Source organism: Mycobacterium sp. IS-1590 (assembly GCF_001500025.1).
In the GTDB taxonomy this organism is placed as follows: Bacteria; Actinomycetota; Actinomycetes; order Mycobacteriales; family Mycobacteriaceae; genus Mycobacterium.
In genome coordinates this window covers 357,301-377,057 of sequence record NZ_LQIW01000034.1, presented here as the reverse complement: position 1 = coordinate 377,057, position 19,757 = coordinate 357,301, and the positions used below count along the sequence as shown (strand labels likewise).

At 63.5% G+C, this 19,757-nt stretch carries 16 protein-coding genes; 9 read left to right on the top strand and 7 right to left on the bottom strand.

Annotation, left to right across the window (positions count from 1 at the left end; genetic code table 11):
• Positions 1-14: 14 nt before the first annotated feature.
• Complete coding sequence (locus tag AU197_RS19390) at positions 15-239, top strand: hypothetical protein (protein ID WP_353612133.1); 225 nt, start codon at positions 15-17, stop codon at positions 237-239.
• Between the two features lie 10 nt (positions 240-249).
• Here the strand turns inward: AU197_RS19390 and AU197_RS19385 are convergent, their stop codons facing one another.
• Positions 250-897 carry an FKBP-type peptidyl-prolyl cis-trans isomerase gene (locus AU197_RS19385; RefSeq protein ID WP_197415594.1) on the bottom strand — a complete coding sequence of 216 codons (648 nt, stop codon included), beginning with the start codon at positions 895-897 and terminating at the stop codon, positions 250-252.
• A gap of 154 nt (positions 898-1,051) precedes the next feature.
• On the opposite strand from AU197_RS19385, the gene AU197_RS19380 reads away from it, so the two are divergent.
• Positions 1,052-2,389, top strand: a complete 1,338-nt coding sequence (locus AU197_RS19380) for an FAD-dependent oxidoreductase (RefSeq protein WP_082696743.1) — start codon at positions 1,052-1,054, stop codon at positions 2,387-2,389.
• Here AU197_RS19380 and AU197_RS19375 read toward each other — a convergent pair.
• The gene (locus AU197_RS19375; RefSeq protein ID WP_064404460.1) at positions 2,383-3,297 is read right to left on the bottom strand and encodes an MBL fold metallo-hydrolase; all 915 of its coding nucleotides are present in this window, start codon (positions 3,295-3,297) and stop codon (positions 2,383-2,385) included. The genes AU197_RS19380 and AU197_RS19375 overlap by 7 nt on opposite strands.
• A gap of 157 nt (positions 3,298-3,454) precedes the next feature.
• Here AU197_RS19375 and AU197_RS19370 point away from each other — a divergent pair, with 157 nt between their 5' ends.
• Entirely contained in the window at positions 3,455-4,534 is a 1,080-nt protein-coding gene (locus AU197_RS19370; protein WP_064404458.1) for a permease, read from the top strand.
• Between the two features lie 22 nt (positions 4,535-4,556).
• On the opposite strand, the gene AU197_RS19365 is transcribed toward AU197_RS19370, so the two are convergent.
• Together AU197_RS19365 and AU197_RS19360 are read right to left on the bottom strand one after the other, a co-directional pair.
• Positions 4,557-5,072, bottom strand: a complete 516-nt coding sequence (locus AU197_RS19365) for a cysteine peptidase family C39 domain-containing protein (protein ID WP_064404456.1) — start codon at positions 5,070-5,072, stop codon at positions 4,557-4,559.
• Positions 5,073-5,420: 348 nt separating this feature from the next.
• Complete coding sequence (locus AU197_RS19360) at positions 5,421-5,648, bottom strand: hypothetical protein (protein ID WP_064404454.1); 228 nt, start codon at positions 5,646-5,648, stop codon at positions 5,421-5,423.
• A gap of 17 nt (positions 5,649-5,665) precedes the next feature.
• On the opposite strand from AU197_RS19360, the gene AU197_RS26505 reads away from it, so the two are divergent.
• On the top strand, positions 5,666-5,812 hold the full coding sequence (locus AU197_RS26505; protein ID WP_197415593.1) for a hypothetical protein: 147 nt from the start codon (positions 5,666-5,668) through the stop codon (positions 5,810-5,812).
• Between the two features lie 102 nt (positions 5,813-5,914).
• On the opposite strand, the gene AU197_RS19355 is transcribed toward AU197_RS26505, so the two are convergent.
• Positions 5,915-7,600, bottom strand: coding sequence for a GMC family oxidoreductase (locus AU197_RS19355; RefSeq protein ID WP_064404452.1), 1,686 nt, complete (start codon positions 7,598-7,600; stop codon positions 5,915-5,917).
• Positions 7,601-7,743: 143 nt separating this feature from the next.
• Between AU197_RS19355 and AU197_RS19350 the strand changes: the two genes are divergently transcribed.
• The 3 genes from AU197_RS19350 to AU197_RS26100 all read left to right on the top strand — a co-directional run bounded on the left by AU197_RS19350 (position 7,744) and on the right by AU197_RS26100 (position 9,008).
• Positions 7,744-8,406 carry a DUF4304 domain-containing protein gene (locus tag AU197_RS19350; RefSeq protein ID WP_064404450.1) on the top strand — a complete coding sequence of 221 codons (663 nt, stop codon included), beginning with the start codon at positions 7,744-7,746 and terminating at the stop codon, positions 8,404-8,406.
• 67 nt (positions 8,407-8,473) lie between these two features.
• Positions 8,474-8,707 carry a hypothetical protein gene (locus AU197_RS19345; protein ID WP_064404448.1) on the top strand — a complete coding sequence of 78 codons (234 nt, stop codon included), beginning with the start codon at positions 8,474-8,476 and terminating at the stop codon, positions 8,705-8,707.
• Positions 8,697-9,008, top strand: coding sequence for a type II toxin-antitoxin system PemK/MazF family toxin (locus AU197_RS26100; RefSeq protein WP_082696741.1), 312 nt, complete (start codon positions 8,697-8,699; stop codon positions 9,006-9,008). Before AU197_RS19345 ends, AU197_RS26100 begins: the two co-directional genes overlap by 11 nt.
• A 423-nt stretch (positions 9,009-9,431) precedes the next feature.
• Here the strand turns inward: AU197_RS26100 and AU197_RS19340 are convergent, their stop codons facing one another.
• Complete coding sequence (locus AU197_RS19340) at positions 9,432-10,061, bottom strand: TetR/AcrR family transcriptional regulator (protein WP_064404446.1); 630 nt, start codon at positions 10,059-10,061, stop codon at positions 9,432-9,434.
• A 112-nt stretch (positions 10,062-10,173) separates the two neighbouring features.
• Here AU197_RS19340 and AU197_RS19335 point away from each other — a divergent pair, with 112 nt between their 5' ends.
• On the top strand, positions 10,174-11,301 hold the full coding sequence (locus tag AU197_RS19335; protein ID WP_064404445.1) for an NAD(P)H-dependent amine dehydrogenase family protein: 1,128 nt from the start codon (positions 10,174-10,176) through the stop codon (positions 11,299-11,301).
• A 1,405-nt stretch (positions 11,302-12,706) separates the two neighbouring features.
• Here AU197_RS19335 and AU197_RS19330 read toward each other — a convergent pair.
• Positions 12,707-16,153 carry a DEAD/DEAH box helicase gene (locus AU197_RS19330; RefSeq protein ID WP_064404444.1) on the bottom strand — a complete coding sequence of 1,149 codons (3,447 nt, stop codon included), beginning with the start codon at positions 16,151-16,153 and terminating at the stop codon, positions 12,707-12,709.
• A 125-nt stretch (positions 16,154-16,278) separates the two neighbouring features.
• Between AU197_RS19330 and AU197_RS19325 the strand changes: the two genes are divergently transcribed.
• On the top strand, positions 16,279-19,689 hold the full coding sequence (locus tag AU197_RS19325; RefSeq protein WP_064404441.1) for a helicase-related protein: 3,411 nt from the start codon (positions 16,279-16,281) through the stop codon (positions 19,687-19,689).
• Positions 19,690-19,757: the final 68 nt, after the last annotated feature.

The window sequence follows — 19,757 nt, the reverse complement described above, 5'->3', positions numbered from 1 at the left end:
CTCCGCCGCCGGCCCTGGCCGCTGAGATACCTCCGCCCCCACCCGCGCCGGGCATGGCCCCGCCGCCGGCGAGGCCGATGGCCGGGGAGCCCGTTCCGGCGTGGGCACCGCGCAAGCCCGCCGAGTTCTGGCTCGGCGAGCCGGTCGTGTGGCACTCGGGCTGGGGCGGCCGCTGGGGCGTGTGGAAGAACGGCGCCTTCATCACGCTGTCGATGAACCCTGTCACCGGCGGCGGCTGACCCACTCGGGTCAGCTCGAGGCGTCGAGGATCTTGATCGCGAAGATCAGTGAGTCACCGGCCTGGATTCCGGCCGCGGGCTGGCCTTCGGGGTAGCCGTCGGCAGAGGTCATAGCCACGGCGACCGTGGAGCCAACCTTCTGCCCGGCGATGGCTTTCTGGAAGCCCGGCACGACTCCATCGAGCGGGAAATCGACCGGCATGCCGCGCTCATAGCTGTTGTCGAAGACGGAGCCGTCGCGTCCGTTGACCCCCATGTAGCAGACGAAGACCGTGGCCGTGTCGGACACGACCGGGCCGTCACCGGGCTTGAGTGTGTGTACCTGCGTCTCGGACACGCTGAACGGCGGTTGCACGTTGATCAGCGGTGCCGTCGCGTCGGTCGACCCGGTGACGGAGACGCTTCCGGTGTCGCCGTTGAGCGTCCACTCCGGTGTGCCGCCGGCCTGCGGCGGCGCCGTCGGGCACATCGCGCTGGCGGGATCGCCCGTCTCGACGGGTGGGGGGAGGAACTCGTCGGCCAGAGAGGATGTGCTCGTCGAGGAGGTCGTGGTGGTCGATGAAGCTTCCGTGTCGGAGCCGCACGCGGCGAGGGCCAAGACCATCGATGCGGTGCAGGCGATCAGCCCGACGGGACCGGACATACGCGAGGAATTCACGGTCGCCACGCTACAGACAGCGGCGCTGACGGTGCTCCAGTGGTCTGAGTGTGCAGGGGTGCGTTATTCGCCTGTCCCGGAGCGTCGCGGATGAAACCGCACTCGGAGCTGCCCCGTGTGCGACGGTGGTGGCAGCCGGTCAGGGAAGGGCGCGATGGCGACGCAAGCAGCGGTGGTGTGCGGAGCGAGCATGGGCGGCCTGCTCGCCGCGAAAGTGCTCGCGGACGCCTACGACTCGGTCACCGTCGTGGAACGCGACGAGCTGCCCGGCGATGTGTCGCATCGTGCGGGCGTGCCCCAGGGCCACCACCTGCACATGATGACCAGCGCGGGTTTGACGATCCTCGAGCAGATGTATCCCGGTGCCATAGCGGAGTTGAGAGCGGCGGGCGCACCGCGCCTCGACACGCACAACCTGTCGGCGGTGTACATCGAGGTCCGCGGGCATGCGCTGTGTCGGACGGGAGCATTGGCCGACCCCGATGCCATGCCGGTCCAGCCTGCCAGCCGACCACTGTTGGAATCGGTTGTCCGCGAACGGGTCCACGCGCTGCCCAACGTCACGGTGCTGGATGGTCACGACGTCGTCGAGCCGGTGTTGAGCGACGGCGCCGTGAGCGGTGTTCGCATCAGTGACCGCACCGGCACGCGGCGCTCGACGTTGCCCGCCGATCTCGTCGTCGACGCGACGGGACGCTCGGCACGTACACCGGCCTTCCTTGCGGCACACGGCTTCACACGCCCCCTCGAGCGCTCGTATCGCGTGCACCTCAGCTACGTCAGCCAGGTGTTTCGCATCGCGCCGGCGACCCTGGGCGACAAGGTTGTCTTCGTCAGCCCGACACTGCAGCGCCCCACCGGCGTCGGAATGCTCACCCACGAGAACGACACGATGATCATGACGCTGATAGGTGTTGCGGGACACCAGCTCCCCACCGAACTGCCGGAGGTCTTGGCCGCCGTGGCCGAATGCGTGCCGCCGCAAATCAGTGCCGCGCTCAGGGACGCCGAGCCACTGGGGGAGACACACCATCGCCAGTTCCCGACCAGCGTGTGGCGACGCTATGACAAGCTGCCCTCATTTCCCCAGGGCCTGTTGGTGATTGGCGACGCGGTGTGCAGCTTGAACCCGATGTACGGCCAAGGCATGACCTCGGCGCTGATGCAGGCTCGCAGCCTTCGACAAACGCTTGCCGTCAACGGTGAACCGCGGGCCCGAGCGTACTTCAACGACGTCGCACGGCGGCTGGCGCCGCTCTGGTGGGCCAACCGGCTCAACGACTTCGGCTTCACCCCGGCGAGCGGATGGAAGTCCTGGCCGCAGCGGGCTTTCAATAGCTACACCACCGCCTATATGGCTGCCGCGTCGACGGACATGGTGCTGACTGAAACGTTCCTCAGGGTGCTGCAGGGTGTCGACCCGGGCACGAGGCTGATGCACCCCAGCCGCGTGGCGCGGGTCATCAGCACCAGCGGGCGCGCCGGTCAGTAATCCCATGCGGTCGGCACGCACCGGAAGACGTCGCCCGCGGTCGCCACCCGGCAGACCGACGGGAACGGCAGATGGGTCGCCACCATGGACTCACCGGTCGCGGCCAGCTCCCGCAGGAGCTCGATCCGCACGCGCGCCGACTCCTCTGGATCGTGCTCGAATCCGTTGTGCCACTCTGGGTTGTCGAATCCGGGGGCGAAGATGGCGTCACCGGCGAACGTCAACCGGTCACCGCCTGAGTCGAGTCGGACGATGGCGTGACCCGGGGTGTGACCTCCCGTGCGCGTGATGAGCACTCCCGGAGCGAGTTCGTACTCGGATTCGAATGTCCGCATGTGACCGCGGTATTCATCCAGGAACCGCGAGGCGATCGAGCGAAGCGCATCTGGAACCGGGGCCGGCATGTCGGTATGGGAGAAATCGGGCGCCTCCCAGAACTCGGCCTCGGCGGCAGCGACGTGGACCCGCAGGTCAGACCGCAGCCGTTCCTTCAGTCCCGTCGTGAGGAGTCCGCCCACGTGGTCCATGTGAAGGTGGGTGAGCACCACGTCGGTCACCGCCGAAGGATCGATCCCGGCGGCCTCCAAACGATGGACAGTCTGCCCGGCCCGCGGAAAGTCCGGGAACTCCACACCGAGCCCGGCGTCGACCAGGATGGTGCGATCGGCGGTGCGGACCACGACCACGTTCAGGGGCCAGTCGAGCACGTCTCGCGGTAGAAACCGCTCGTCGAGCCAGCTCCCGAACTCCGTCGGATCGGCATTGGTCGCCATCGTCCTTGCCGTGATCGGCAGCACCCCATCGCTGATCACCAGCACTTCGATGTCGCCGACGCGCACCGCGTACCTCGACGGAACCAACTCGTCGACGTTCGTCGTACCCAAATCCGAGATGCTCTCCACGCTCACGGCTTTCTCCTCGCAAGGTCGTACCGGTGACATGGCGGATTACCTGCCCGTGTGGTGGAACGCATGACGCTCCCGCGATTTATCCAGTACTGGTCGAGGGCTTCCTGCCTCGCCTGCGAGGGTTCGACTGCCGGCGCAGCGGCTACTGGTAGAGGTTGTGGTTGCTTCCAACACCGCCTCGCTCCGTGAGGAGACTCGGCGAACCGCCGTAGCCGGGCTTCTCATCACCGCGGTTGTCGGCGTCGGGGGACTGACATGGGCGAAGTGGGTGCCGTACGTCGACAAGGCGTTGGATGCGGCGCGAACGCATCACTGGCCTGGTTCGAACATCCTTCGCGTCGGCGGTGTGACGGCGGGCGACGCTCCGAGCTGGCATGCGGCGACGACGTTCTTCCATACGTATGTCACCGCCATCTGGCCCGCGCTTGTGGTCGCACTCGTGCTCAGCGCCTGCGTTCAGGCATTCATGCCGCGGAGATCGCTGCCGCACCTGCTGAACCGAGGACATACATTCTCAAGCGCTGCGGCTGGCGGAGTGGCCAGCATGCCGTCGATGATGTGCGCGTGCTGCTCGGCCCCCGTCGCGGTGACGCTGCAACGTTCGGGTGTCCACAGGGCGGCCGCAGTGGCGTACTGGTTGGGCAATCCGCTGTTGAACCCGGCCGTGCTGGTGTTCCTCGTGTGTGTTGCGCCTTGGCAGTGGACGGCAACCCGCCTGGTTGTCGGTGTGGGAGTGGTGGTCGGGGGATCGGCACTGGTGGCGCGGATCGCACGGCGGGATCAAGAAGCGCTACCGCCTGAATCCGAGGCCGCCGCGATGCAGGGGGACAGCGACGAGGGATCCGCGGCAGTCCGGTTTGTCAGAGCGCTGTTTCGTCTCAGCGTCGTGCTCATTCCCGAGTACCTCATCCTCGTACTGGCGGTCGGAGCCGGTCGCGGCTGGCTTCTTCAGCTGACAGAACCTACGCATCAGACGGTGCTCGTCGTCGTCATGGCAGCGGTGATCGGAACTCTCATCGTCATCCCGACTGCAGGGGAGATACCGATCCTTCAAGGACTCGCATTACTCGGGGTTTCATCCGGTGTGCTGGGCGCTCTACTGATCACTTTGCCGGCTGCGAGCTTGCCGGGTATCGCCATGGTCGCGCGCAGCTTCGGTTGGCGCACCACCTATGCCACCGCCGCCATGGTCGTGGTCGGCGGGGTGGTAGGCGCCGTATGCCTGAGTGTCCTCTGATCGACTGTGCCACAGTCGATCATCATCGCGGTGCTGTGACCACGAGTTCGTGTTCCCCGGCCGCCCAGGCGGATTCGAACACGTCGGTGGTCACGTGCTCACCCTTGGTATCGTCGCCGCCGCTGTCGCCGAGATAGACGGCGTCGTTGTCGTAATCGATAGCGGCGACGGTGACGAGGTGACCGCATCCCGTCCGGTCGCCGTCGCCATCCCAGATGGTGTTGGAGTTCACGCACACGATCGCTTGCCGTCCGTCACCCAGATAGTCCGCCAACGCGTCCATTCCGGTGGCGAGTCCACCCTTGGCGGCCGTGTCGTCATTCGTGTAGTCGGCTTTGATTCCGTAGTGCTTGAGCAGGAGCAGCAGATCGGTCGTGCAGGTGCCATGGCCGACACCCCCGTCACTGGGATCGATGCTCTCGTCATACACCGGTTCCCCCGGGTCACAGTTGCTCGGAGTCTTCGCCGCAAGGTCGATGATCTCGCGTTCGGTGGGCGCCGACCCGGTGATCTCGCCGACCACCATGCGGGTGGCCATCAACCCGCAGTCGCTTTCGGTCTGTTCCTCCCAAAAGTGGAGGGCGGCCGCAGGATCTCCGTAGACGCCGCCCGTGATCTCAGGCTGGCCATCGCCGTCGTCGTCTTTGACGATCGGTTGAGTCTGTTGATCTTCTGGATTCGCCTCAGCTTGTGGAGCCGCCGATGATTCGTCGGCCGTTGCTGCCGGGGACGCATCGGGCTCTGCCCCGCCGCCGCCGCAGGCGGCCCCCGCAAAGACGGTCAGGGTAGCGATTACGGTTGCGGCGAAGGCCTTCCGGCTCCGCTCGTGTCGCCGGCGAAGTAGCACTCCGCGAAGCTAGCAGACGCCTGTGAGTTTTCTGGGCATTTACTGACGACAAGTCGGTGGCGCAACGAGCTCTGCGGCCACGACATCGGGACGGCTGAAGATCGGCAGCCAGAACGACACCGCGGTGTCGGAGGTCAGCGAGATGACAGCCTCGCCGTCTGGCGCCTGGTCAGTAGGTTTCCACGCTGAGGATCGCCGGTTGGGTTCGACTGCGAACGAGACGTATTCGATGAGCGTCGTGACCGGGTCGTTGACGTCGCCGGCCATGGGCGGAGAATGGATCCATGTCCACTGCGGTTTGGATCGCGGTTACGGTATTCGCGATCGGGGCTGTCGCCGGCGGATTGTTGCGGATTCGCGCCTGGTTGCAGAAGCCGGCACCACCCGAGGTGATCGAAGCCGCACACCGTGACGACGACGAAGAGGACTGACGGTCTCGAGCAGATGCTCGTTCCGCGGACATCGGGGGAATGGCTGTCCGAGATCTGCCTGAAACACCGTGGTTCTGCCGCGCTACGAGCAGTGCGACCGACTTATCCCAAGATCGCCCGCGCTGCGCGCTCTGCGATCAACATGACCGGCGCGTTGGTGTTGCCGGAAGTGATGGTGGGCATGGCAGAGGCGTCAGCTACCCGAAGGCCGGCGACGCGAAGCACGCGAAAGTCGGTGTCGAGCACCGTGTTTGCCGACCGGGGGAGACCGTGCGAATCGAAGGCACCCATTGCACACGTGCCCACCGGGTGGAAGATCGTGGTGCCCAGTTCACGGGCCGCCTGCAGCAAATCCTCGTCGCTCACCAGTTGCGAGCCGGGAAGCATTTCTTCCGGACAGTAGCGGGCTAGAGGAGGGGCGGCCATGATCTTCCTGGTCATCCGAAGGCCGCGCACGGCGACTTCACAGTCAGCATCAGTGGACAGGTAGTTGCAGCTGATCTTCGGGTGGGTCAGCGGATCTGCATCGACCAGACGCACGTGGCCCCGCGAGGTGGGTCGCAGGTTACAGACCGAGGGAGTGATGGCGCCGAAGGGGTGCAGGGGTTCCCCGAATTTCGGCAACGACAACGGCTGCACATGCCACTCCATATCCGAGCTGGCCAGCGCGGGGTCGCTCTTGGCGAAAGCCCCCAACGTGGACGGTGGCATCGTCATCGGCCCTGATCGCAGCAGCAGGTACTGAATTCCCATGCCCGCCCGGGTGATCCAATTCCGGTACAGCGTGTTGACGGTTCGCGCGCCCCGAATGCGGTAGACCGTTCGGAGCTGCAGATGGTCCTGGAGGTTTCCGCCGGCCCCTGGCAGATCAACGACCACCGGCACGTGATGCTGGGTGAGCAACGCGGCCGGACCCAACCCCGAGACTTGCATCAGATGAGGCGAGCCGATGGCACCGGCGCTCAGGATCACCTCCCGGCGGGCTCGAACGTCGACGACCTGGCCGTCTTTGAGCAGACGCACGCCCGTAACGCGGTGCCGGGCCGTGGTCCAGGCGCCACGACGCTGATCCTCGCGGACCTGATCGTCCATCAGCAGGTGGAGAGCCTGTGTCTGCGTGTAGACGGTGAGATTTTGTCGGTGGGCGACGGGGTGGAGGAACGCATCGGCCATCGACCAGCGCTTGCCCCGCCGTTGGTTGACATGGAAATACGCGCTGCCGGAGTTGTCTCCGCGGTTGAACTCGTCGATCGGCTCGATACCCAATTCGGCCGCGGCGGCCTGCCAGGCGTCGAGAATCTTCCAGCGCACACGTGGCCGCTCGACCCGGATCTCGCCGGTAGCGCCGTGCCAGTCGTCGGCTCCACCGAAGTAGTTTTCCAACTCTTTGTAGATCGCCAGTGTCTCGCCTGGACGATCTGGGCCGCCCCAAAGCCAGCGCTCGTCTCCGGTGGCTTGCGCCCACAACTCGAAATCGCTTGCTTGCCCGCGCATGTGAATCATGGCGTTGATCGACGAGCAACCGCCGATCACGCGGCCGCGCGCGTAGATGATGCTGCGGCCAGCCAGGCCTGCGTCGGGTTCGGTGGTGAAGCACCAGTCGGTGCGGGGGTTGGCAATCGTGTACAGATAACCGACCGGCACCTTGATCCAAAACCAGTTGTCTTTGCCGCCGGCCTCGATCAGGAGCACACGATGATCGGGGTTGGCGCTGAGCCGATTGGCGAGCAGGCAGCCTGCGCTGCCCGCTCCCACGATGATGTAGTCGAATTCGGCATCAAGTCCCACTCCTTGGTGGCCCCTGGATCTCACCGCTACCACATTAACGCGCAAGGTGGTTTTCGCACTCAGCGTCGGGCATGGTCGCGCCTGCCTTGCTAGCGCCAAAATTGGTGCGCTGAAGGATGGTGCCGCCGCCTTAGCCTTGAGTCATGGGCGAGGGGGCAGTCAACGATTCATTGCAGCGGACCTACGAGGCGGTAATCTCCGCCGATGTCGGACCGTTCCTACGTGCACGCGGCTTTGGCATATCGGACTGCAGTTTCAAGCGGGAGCGGGGACCGCTATACGACATGATCGACCTTCAGCCCGACTGGCACAACGGCACGATGTCGTGGCACGGGTTCTTCGTCAATGTCGGTATCGGATCAGTCGAGGTCGACGCCGCATGTCCTGGATACGAGCGAGTGCGACATACCCTCAAAGGTTCACTGCTGCAACGTCGTTGGGAGCGCTTAGTGCCCGATCTGCCATACGAGGTGCGGTTCGACCGTCGCACCGACATGCGGCAGTTCGCCGACGCGCTCTGCGACGGCTTTGACTTGGTACTGGTTGAGATGGAACGGATAAGCACCACAGAACAATTGGTGCGATACGCAGTCGACAACAACCTGCTCATCGAATATGACAAGACCTGCCGGTACCTGGCTGCAATTGATGATATCGACACGCTGACGGAATACGTGACACGGCTACACGATTGCTTCGGCCATCAAGAACGTTGGTCGATCTTCAGTCGCAACATCAGCACGGCCGCTGGACCTTGGGCGGATGATCTGCGGAAGCGCGGATTGCTCGAGCCGATGCAGGTATGAGCCTTCGCGACGGCGGTGGTACACCCGGAACCAGCGATTGTCTTACAAAACGTCGTACGCTGTTGCTGTGGCTGACACAATTACCTTCCGGCCGGACGACGAGACCGCTAAGGCGCTGGAAGTTTTAACGAGAGATGGCACGGCTGTGTCCGCAGCCGTTCGATCTGCTCTCATCGATGCCGCACGCCGAAAGGCCAAAGCGACGATTCGCGCCGAGGCGGAAAGGCTTGCCGAAGACGAGTCCGACCGCACTGAGGCCAAGCAGGTGTTGCGCGACATGGAGACGCTGCGTGCGTGGTGAGGTCTTTCGGTTACACGCCCCGTGGGGGAGTCGTGGCCACGAGCAGTCTGGTTCCCGATACGCCGTAGTAATCCAGTCGGATCACGTGCCGTTGTCGACCTGGCTGGTCGCACCGACGTCCACGTCGGCTCGTGCCGCCAGCTTACGACCCGAGGTTGAAATCGCCGGCGTGAACACCCGGGTACTTGCCGAGCAGACCGCGGCGGTTGCTCCAAGCCGACTCGGTAAGAGCGTCGGAGTCCTCAGTTTCGACGAAATGCGCCGCGTTGATGCGGCCCTACGCGTCGTTCTCGATCTATGAGATCAGCGCCGTCATCCCTTCGAACGAACCAAACAGTCGTCACCTTGAGTGTCGACACCGCAGGCTTAGTGTCCGGTCTCATTCTTGTTGTCATCACCGAGCTGCGAGGATGCCAACTTCAGTGAGACGGTGGGGCCCCGCTTTGTCTCCGTCGATTGTCCTTTCCGTAGTGGCACTCGTCCGCTGGGTGAGCAAGTCAGATCTCAGTAGGAAGAGGTCAGGGAACTGGGCCAGTCAGTCATTGCGGTCTATTTGTAGGTTCCCCTCAAAGATGGCGGATTCGAGGGGTTATAGAGCAGGGGAGCGTGAAATCGAGGCCTCTCTTTTCTTAGAACTGGGACAGCGCAAATTGGGTTGGCTCTCGGATCAGTTATCGGGGGTGATGGTGGGTGTCCGGCGTGGGTAGTAGACGTTGCGTTGGGGTCAGATCCCTGGTTTTGCGGTTGTGTCGATGTAGGTGCTGAGCACGTCGATGAGCATTCGGCGCTCGGTGGCAGTGTCGATCTGTCGAGGCATGATGAGCTGGGTGGTGACTAGGCCGCGGATGTTGGTCAGCAGGAGGTCGCCGATGGCTTTGGATTGGGTGGCGTCGAGGTCGTCGGTGATCGACTGAGCGAGCTCGGCGAAGGTTGATGCCAAGCGCGAGAGCTGCTTTCGGGCAGCTGATCCCGGTGTGGCGCGGGTGCCGATCAGGATCTCGATTGCCGCGCGCGACGTCGGGCTCGACATCGCCGACCAAGCGGTCTCAACGACGTCACGCACCCGATCCCGAACGTCCCCGGATCGGCCGCTGGGGGAAACGGCCAGCGCCGTGGCCAGCTCGTCGAAGCCTTTGTCCACGACCGCAGCCAGCAGACCCTCGCGATCACCGAAGTGATATTGCACCACCCCCCAGGTGACGCCCGCGCGTTGTGCGATCGCCTTGACGTTCGCGCCGGCCAGACCCGCTTCGAGAATATGTGCGACCGCTTCCTCGAGGATGCTCGCGCGCGTACGTTCGGCTCGAGGCTGACTTCCATGCGACGGGCGAGTCGGCGCTGCCGGTGCCTTCATGACTCAACATCATCACACTTCACCCAGATACGCCCGTACTGCGACCTTGCGAACAAAACATTAACCGTTTATGGTTTTGTGGTCGATGCCGACCAGCGCAAAGGAGCGGACTGTGACAGATCCTCTGTCCAACGGGAAGACCTACAAGGTCATCGTCTGGGCCACCGGAACGATCGGTGGCTACGCCATCCGCACCATCATGGATCGGCCGAATCTGGAACTGGTCGGCGTGTGGGTGCACTCACCGTCGAAGGTCGGCCAAGACGCCGGCACCCTTGCCGGCATGGAACCGATCGGTGTGCTGGCGACCAACGACGCCGATGCGCTATTGGCTTCGGACGCTGACGCGGTGATCTACGTCGGACCGGGCACCTCACGGCCCAAAGAGGCGCGCGACGACTACTGCAAGATCCTGCGGGCGGGCAAGAACATCGTGACCACGTCGATTCCGGGTCTGGTCTATGAACGCGGGTCGCTCTCGCCGCGCTACACCGCACCGATCGTGGAGGCTGGAAAAGCGGGCAACGCTTCGCTGTTTTCCTCCGGCATCGAACCGGGCTTCGGCTGCGACCTGCTACCCATTGCGCTGGCCTCGATGTCGCACACCGTGTACTCCATCCGCGGCCTAGAGATCACCAACTACTCCGAGTACCCGGTCGCTTTCGATATGCACGAATTGTTCGGGTTGGGAAAGCCTTTGGATTATCAAGGGGGGTTGCGCATCCCCGGAGCCATCACCATCGGGTGGGGCGCGGCAGTGACCATGGTCGCTGACGCGTTGGGTATCGAGTTCGATGAGATCCGCGAATCCTGCGAGTTCGCCCCCTCACCGCGTCGCCTTGAGACGGCGTCGGGAATCATCGAGCCGGGCACCGCGGGTGCGGTGTGGTCGCGCTGCATCGGCATTAAAGATGGCCAGGAAGTGGTGACCATCGAGCACGTCGACCGCATGGCCGACGACATCGCTCCCGACTGGCCCAAGGGCCGCGCCGGCGATACCGACGGCATCTGGCGCGTGATCATGGAAGGTGAGCCGAGCATCGACTGCGAATTCCAGGTCGGCTTCAATGCCGACGAAAACACCAGCAATCAGGGACTGCTGGCCACCGGCATGCGAGCCCTCAACGCGATCCCCTGGGTATGCGAAGCCGAACCCGGAATAGTCGACGCGCTGCACCTTCCTTTGACCCCCGCGTACGGATCACTTCGCCCTAACCGAGAAGGCATCCACATCTTCTAAAACCGCCGACCCTGTGGCGGGCAAAGCTTCCAGCGAGGTGAGAGCACATGTCCTACAACGAATTGACCCAGCCCGAACTGGCGGTCCTGCTGCCCGAACTGCCTGCCTCGATAGGGAGAGTCTGGCACTATGGTCTGACATCCAACTTGACATAGTGTGGCTTATCGGCGTTCTGATAACCAGGCCGGATGTCGATGCGCAGACATTGCTCGGTCGGTCCGCTGGCCGGAGCCGCCCCGTTCAAGCCGCACGCTCCGCCCGCTGGTCTTAACGGGCTGATGTCCATGCACCAGGTGCGTGCGATCAACCCGTTAGCGACGCGTCAGCGACCCGTGGATCAAGCCGCTTCGGGGCCTCGACAGTCAGTCCGGCCGGCATCGCCGGGCCCCGACTTCCCCGGCGAGCACACCAGTCTTTCGTCACTGTGACGAATTGATGCGGTGTCGCGGCATTTCGAAAGACACTCGCTACGAGTCGTCCTCGGCACTACGACGGATTGAGTTGCTCTCGTAATGCCGCGCATTGGCTTTCGAAGAAGTGACGAGCGACCCCAGCCTGGGAGCGAACAGATCGAAAGCATGGAAGGCGTCGGGTATAGATAACGAGCGGAATGTCGATGCCGGAGCCGGCTCGATGACCAGGTCTTCTCTTTACTCACCGAAGAAAATCCATTTCACTTGCGGCGAGGGCCGCCCATTGGAAATTCTGAGAACCACGTGGGTAGCACCATCTTTCGCTCCTCGCCGCGAAGAGCCTTTGTGGGCACATGGCTCTTTGTGCACGAACGCTCTCGCCTTTCCTCACGAGTCTTGCATTCGGTACAGAGGTCTTGGTCCCAGCCTTCTCGGCCCGTTTTGTCGCGTCTTTTCCTCGTCACGACTTAGCTCCCTTTTACACGCGGCTCCGCCCCCAGATAGTGGCCCGTGAGTTGGTGGCCTTCAGATCTTGGCTGCGCTTCGCGCGTGGCGTTGAATGATCGTGTTGGACGCTAGGTGATTTCGTGTTGCTTGTCCAGCGCCGGCCCCACGACGGCCCGACGATTTAGTGGCTTCTCGGCGAGCACAAAAGTATTTCGTCACCGTGACGTATTGATGTGGTGCCGCCTTCCCCCGAAAGACGCTCACTACGAGGCGGTTTCGACCGCTGACGGAGCGTTGTCACATTAGTTCTAGAATTCCACCCCCTCTGAGGCTCTGACCGGCGAACGGATTGCCGATCCCGATAAGTCGCAGCTCAGCCTCTAGAATCAACGGTCGGAGTCGTGTGTGAGGCAGCGGGCCTTGAGGTGTTCATCAGCAAAAGGCCGCCTCACCGCTTATCGAAGAGGCATTGTCGACCGCCGCATCTCTGGCAAGAACCCCGAGCTGGTTGAGCCATGCGCCGATGTTTCACGCGGACCGCACCACTACCGCCGCTCCGCCAGATCCAAACGCTGAGCAGCGACGATGGCCTTCCGTAGCTCAGTTGCTACCTGCCTAGTACGCAGCAGCCTGTCCACCCGTTCGATGAGGTCGTTCTCGGACAACGTTTGGCCAGCCGACACGTTCCGGCAGTACTGGAGCACCTCAGTTGGAGGCACGATATCGATCGTTCGCGGACCGAGTTCGCGTGCGACTGCTGAGGACTGACTCGGGAGCCTGAAAGTCCTTGGCTTGTTACCGGTCTGGCCGAACGGATTCTCCGAAACGATCCGCTGGTGGCGCTCAGCAGCCGAGATAGCGCGATTGAGCAGACGAGAGAACTCGTCATGAGACTCTCGACTCGAGGCGCACCTCTTGTACACCTGATGTATCCGCCAGCCGGTGACAGGACCTTCGACACCAACGATGCGAACGACGTTGTCGATGATGCGGTCGGGCGGCGTCTGCGAGATCGGTGAGAGGGCTTCGGAAAAGACAGGGTAAGCCTTCAGCGTCGGTGGTGTGGGACTGGTCACCCGTGACACAGCACTCGAAGACACGTGTGACGCTTGCTGTTGAGAAGCCACGCGCCTCGGCCGGTCTGCGACGGTGCTCTCCGCAGAATGGGCGGCCTCCCGGCGTGGCAACCGGGGCCGAGCCGCGGGGATACGGGGCGCTGGCGGCGAATCGGTGGCAGGTGCTCGTGTCGCGGGTGCCGTTACGCCTGACGCAGGATCGCGAGGTGGCTGCTCCGAAACGGTTGTGCTTGCGTCGACCTTCGTCGCGCCTGGTGTTGACCCCGCCGCCGGTGTCGGCGGTGCGCCTTGCCCGAACAGGCGTTCACGCTCGGCGGCAATGATGTCGCGAGCGAGTTCGGCTTCGGTGACGTCGTAGGCTTCCGGAGCGCTTGCAGCAGTTTCGCTTTCGCGCGCGAAGCTCTCGAACAGCTCCTTCTTGGTCGCGAGGATCTCACGGAGCCTTTGATCGACACCCTCATCAGACAAGAGCCGATGCACTTGGACCGATTCTAGTTGGCCCATGCGGTGCGCTCGGGCGATCGCTTGCCATTCGGTGGTGGGTTTGAGTTGCGGTTCACAGATCACGACGACCGACGCCGCTTGTATATTCAAACCCACGCCGCCAGCGACGATTTGAGCGACCAGGACGGCGCCCTTCTTGGCTGCGGAGAAGTCGTCGACCATGACCTGGCGCTGGCTAGCGACGACTGAACCGGTGAGCGGGCCAAATACTCTGCCGGGCATATGTCGTGCGATGTCGCTGAGGACGTCGAGGAAGTGCGAGAAGACCACGACGCGACGTCCGTTGGCCTCTGCCTCGTCGACGATCTCCACAAGGCGCTGCATCTTCGTGGATTTGAGGCCCTGCCTCATACCGGCTTGTCGCATCGCCATGAAGTTGCGTCGTTCTACCGCGGCGCGGTATGCGGATGCGTCCGCGGCAGACATCGGCATCCATTCATCGACCTCGACGAGTTCGGGGAGTTCTGTGAGGACATCTTCTTGGTTGCGGCGGAGGTACGCAGGCGCCACCTGGCGCCGAAACTTCTTCGGCGCGAATTCATTTGCGTCGAGTATCAGATCCGGACGGAGATACCCGACGAGATTGCGGAACTCATCGAGGCGATTCTCCAGCGGTGTGCCGGTGAGGAGAACCGCCCGCTCGCAGGAATCGATGAGCCGCGACGTTCTCTGTGTGCGAAGTGCATCGGGATTCTTGATGTAGTGAGCTTCGTCTACCACAACGCAGCCAAGCGTTGGTATCGCGATGTTGTTGGTGAGCCAGGGCAGGGTCTCGAAGGTCGTGACGGCCACGCCGCCGTTGCGTTCCCAGTTCTTGGCCGCCCACCGCCGGTCGGGCCCATGTAACCGATGGGCGGTCAGCTTCGATTTGTCATTGACTTCGCGGACCCAGTTTGTCACCACAGCCGCGGGGCACACGACGAGAAAGTTCTGCTCGCCTTTGGCGCGGAGGTGGGCAAGGGCGGCGATGGCTTCGACGGTCTTACCCAGGCCCATCTCGTCACCGATGATCACTTTCCGCTGAACCAAGGCGAATCGTGCGGCGAAGCTCTGGTAGCCGCGCAGCGACGCGGTGAGATAGTCGCCCTTCAGTTCGAAATCGCGAACGGCGTCAATGATTTCAGTCGGTAGATCACCGTGGGTCTTCTCGTCGTCTTCGGTGATGAATCCCAGTTCGGCGAGCAGCGCGAAGTAGTCCGCGGGGCGAGTGAGAAAGTCCTCCCATGGGTCGCCGCTTGCTGCCGCGTCTTCGGCATCCGCGACCGCACGAGCCGACCGGGCGACGATCTGTATGGCGTCCCGAAAGTCCTCGACGGTCGACAGGGCGGTCGGGATGACGATTGCGTGGGTGACCGTCTTGTCGATTGCCGCAGCAACTGGCGCCAGTTCTTCAACGATGGCCATGTCGGCAGACGAAGCGCAGGCGCGACGTGCGGCGTCCCAGGCCCGGAGGCGGCGCAGAAACTCGGTGTGCTCGGGAGTGCGGTTCTTGATATCGATGCGCATCGGTATCTCGTCGAACGTGTTCTGCCGCAGTGTTCGCGCCGCCGCGCGGATCCGGGTCGCAGAGGTTTCCCCGATACCGCCCAGAGTTTGGAGGCGGTGCTCGTTAGTCAAGACTGCGAGTACATTGGTGATGCCGTTGTCCACCAGAGCGCCGACGCGGATTTTGTCGCGGGTGGCTTCCCGGAGCCGTTCGACTGACATGTCGGCCAGCATCCGGTCGGTCTCTTTGTTTCGGACGTTGTTGCCGGCGTCGAATGCGGCCTTGCGCATCCTGGACTCTATGGCCGCCGCTCGCCGAATGATGCCCGTCGCGTTCGGCAGTATCGCGAATGACCTCGAGTCTTCAAGGACCGCGGATTTGCCATCCTCGGGGAGCTGCTGCTTGAAACCCACCCAGTCGGCCAGTGCGTCGCGGACGGTCAGTGCGTGAATCCGTTGATCGTCTACCGGCCTGGCGCTCTCGATAGCCCGGCCGATACCGCTGGTGCGAAACCACCGGTGGTAGTCGTTGAGGAACTGCGCTGCCTGGTTGGCCTTGTCTCGTGTTCCGCCGAACAGCAGCAGGCGGCCGAATCCCGTGACCTTTCGCAAGTCCGCCGTCGCCGCAGCGACCTCGGTGGTGAGCCGGTCAAGCTCTCGTTGTACGTCCGGGTGAATTGGCGAGAGGTGGGCAGCCCTTGCCATACCCTGAATGAGCGCCTGATCGTCGGGGCGCAGCGGGATGACGTGCCACAAATCGCGGTCGTCTCGCCGCGCCTTCACAGTGCGGGCTCGCAGTGCTGCCGCCTGCTTGGCGGACTCGCTAACAATCTCGTGGCGAGCCACCGTCAGCGACTTGGCGGTGTCCACCCAGCGTCGTACTTCATCGCCAATCGCCGACGTGGACGGCTGTTCGTGTTTGTTCATGGGTCCCGGTGGTCAATCGATTACACGGAAGATTAGCGGAGCCTCGCCACGGCACACGGGTTCGCCCGCCTATTGTCGGAGCCGTCTATTAGCGTTGGTCGGCTATCTACCGGGGAGGACAAACAGTGCTGCTGGAAGAGTTGAAGCCTGGCCTGCGTATCGACGGGTTGATCCCAGCCCAGGTGATCACGGTGATCTTTGCCCAGTGGCACGGCACCGATGCTCTAGAGCTGACGTATAAGACCACCGACGGAGCACTGGGCCAGCAGGTCGTGTTCCGCAAAGACCAGGACAAGCTCACTGTCGCGCAGACCGGCAGCCGCGCGTTCGACGCCAACGCCTCCGACTTCAAGCTCGTCGCCGAGGCCCAGCGAATAACACTTGCCGGACTGTTCGACCCGATGCTCGCCGTCGCCACCAGCGATGTGCGTCCGCTCCCCCATCAGATCCGCGCCGTCTACGGCGAGCTTCTCCCCCGCACGCCGTTGCGTTTCCTCCTGGCCGATGACCCGGGTGCCGGCAAAACGATCATGGCCGGCCTGTACATCAAAGAGCTGATCTTGCGCGATGACGTCCGGCAGTGTTTGGTCGTCGCCCCCGGCGGCCTCGTCGAGCAGTGGCAGGACGAGCTGTACTTCAAGTTCGGCCTGCGCTTCGACCTGCTGACCAATCAGCTCATCGATGCCAACGTCAACCTCAACGTCTTCGAGACGAACCCACTGTTGATCGCGCGCATGGATCAGCTGTCTCGCAACGAGGAGCTGCAAGCTCAGTTGAGGGAGACGGAGTGGGACCTCGTCATCGTCGATGAGGCCCACCGGATGGGCGCCCACTACTTCGGCGGCAAGCTCGAAAAGACCAAACGCTTCCAACTCGGCGAGCTCCTGGGCCGTATCACCCGTCACCTGTTGTTGATGACGGCCACGCCGCACTCCGGCAAGGAAGAGGACTTCCAGCTCTTCCTCACGTTGCTCGATCGCGACCGGTTCGAAGGCAAGAGGACGAAGACCGCCGACACCAGCGGCATCATGCGGCGCATGGTCAAGGAGGATCTGCTCACCTTCGAGGGCAAGAAGCTCTTCCCCGAGCGGATCGCCGAGACGGTGCCTTATGAGCTCACCGAGCTGGAGTACAACCTCTACGAGCAGGTGACCGCCTACGTCCGCGAAGGCATGAACCGGGCCGATCGGGTCGGCGGCAAGCGCAAGAACACCGTCGGCTTCGCCCTCACTGTTCTGCAGCGCCGTCTCGCGTCGAGCCCCGAGGCGATCTACAAGAGCCTGGTGCGCCGCACCGACCGGCTCGAACGTAAGAAGCAGGAGATCCTCAACGGCACCTACCGCGACAAGGAGCCCACGGTCGACATCGACGGGATCGATGCCGACGACTACAACTCCGAGGAGCTCGAGGAACTCGAAGAAGAGTTGCTGGACGCGGCGACGGCGGCGCAGACCGTCGAGGAACTCGACGCGGAACTCCTCGACTTGGCCGAGCTCACCACGGTGGCCAAACAGGTCCGCGATTCGGGCACCGACCGCAAGTGGGCCGAGCTGAGCAAGATCCTGCAGGACGAGGCGCTCACGGTCGACGCAAACGGGTGGCCACGCAAGCTCATCATCTTCACCGAGCATCGCGACACCTTGGAGTACCTGGCCGGCCGGATCCGTTCGCTGCTTGGCAAACCCAACGCCGTGCGCTCGATTCACGGGGGCGTCCGCCGCGGTGAGCGCCGGATGATCACCGAGGAGTTCACCAAGAACCGCGACTGCCAGATCCTGCTGGCCACCGACGCGGCCGGCGAGGGACTGAACCTGCAGGCCGCCCACCTGATGGTGAACTACGACCTGCCGTGGAATCCCAACCGCATCGAGCAGCGCTTCGGCCGTATCCACCGGATCGGGCAGGAAGAGGTGTGCCGTCTGTGGAACATCGTCGCCAGCAACACCCGCGAGGGCGAGGTCTTTGTACGCCTGCTGACCAAGATCGAGGAACAGCGAAAGGCCTACGGCGGCAAGGTCTTCGATGTCCTGGGCGAGGCGTTCAGTGAAACACCGCTTCGCGACCTGCTGCTCGATGCGATCCGGTACGGCGAGCGCGACGATGTCAAGGCCAAGATGCACGAAGTGATTGATCACAAGGTCTCCGAGGGGCTCAAGGAGCTGCTCGACGAACGTGCACTTGCCTCGGACAACCTGGCCGACGCCGATCTCGCCAAGTTGCGTGCCGCGATGGACGAAGCGCGGGCCCGGCGCCTGCAACCGCACTACATCGAGCTGGCGTTCAAGGCCGCATTCACCCGTCTGGGAGGCCGGATCGCCAAACGCGAACGGGGCCGGTATGAGATCGCCAACGTCCCAGCACAACTGAGGGCGAGCAAGTATCAACCGATCGCCACCAAGTACGATCGCGTGAGCTTCGACCTGGAGCATGTCCATTCGGACGACACGGCCCGCGCGGACCTTCTCGCACCCGGCCACCCGCTGCACGACGCCGTCATGGACGAGGCGATCCACCGGTTCGGTGGCACACTCAACAGCGGGACGGTTCTCGTATCGTCGACGCTCGAGAAGCCGCACCTGTTGGTGGGCGTCGTCGAGGAGGTCGCCGACGCTACCGGCGCCGCGGTGTCGCGACGGTTCGGCTACGCGTACGTCGACGAATTCGGCACCGTCACACCGGGCGGACCGGCCCCGTATCTCGACTGTGTCGCGGCACCGGAGACAGCCGCCGTCGCGGCAGCGCGCCAACTCCCGTGGCTCAGCGAAGCCGAAGACCGCACCATCAGCTGGTTCATCACGTCACAGCTGCCGGAGTACCTCGCAGAAGTTCAGCCGCGTCGGGCCGCTGAACTGGCGAAGACGCGGGAACTCGTCACGAAACGCCTTGAGAGCGAACGGGACCGGCTGCTGTTGGACGCGGCCGTGGCCGCCGAGAAGGAGCAGGCCGGCGAGAAGCCGAAGGAGTCGGCCGAGAGCCTCAACCGCAAGGCCGTCGACCTCGATGCGCGGTTGCATAGGCGGTTGGAGGTGCTGGACAAGCAGGCGCTGATGTCGACGAAGCCGCCGCGTATTGTCACGGCGGCGCTGGTGCTTCCGGTGTCGATGCTGGAAGGTGACCTGCCTGCCGACGCGCCGATCCACGCGAAGGAAACCAAAGAGGTGGAGCGTCGCGGCGTCGAGTTGGTGATGGCACGGGAGCGTGAACTCGGGCGTAATCCCGCCGAACAGGCCTACAACAACAAGGGATTCGACATCTTGTCGACCGCGCCGGGTGGTGATACGTACCGCATCGAGGTGAAGGCCCGACTCGACGGGGCGAAAGACTTCTTCGTCACGCACAACGAGGTGATGGTCGGAAAGAACGCGGCCCCGCGCTATCGGTTGGCGCTCGTACGTGTCGACCCGCGCGGATCGCGGTACGACGAGGTGCGCTACCTCGACAATCCATTCGCGAACACCGACCTCGGCGATTTTGAGGCCACGGGCATCCGCGGCGACTGGGACAAGACGTGGGCAAAGGGAGTGAATCCGTTCTGATGAATATGACCGTGCAATTTACGGCCGCTGTGCATACCGCACACCATTCGTGCGCCAGCGCCAGTGTG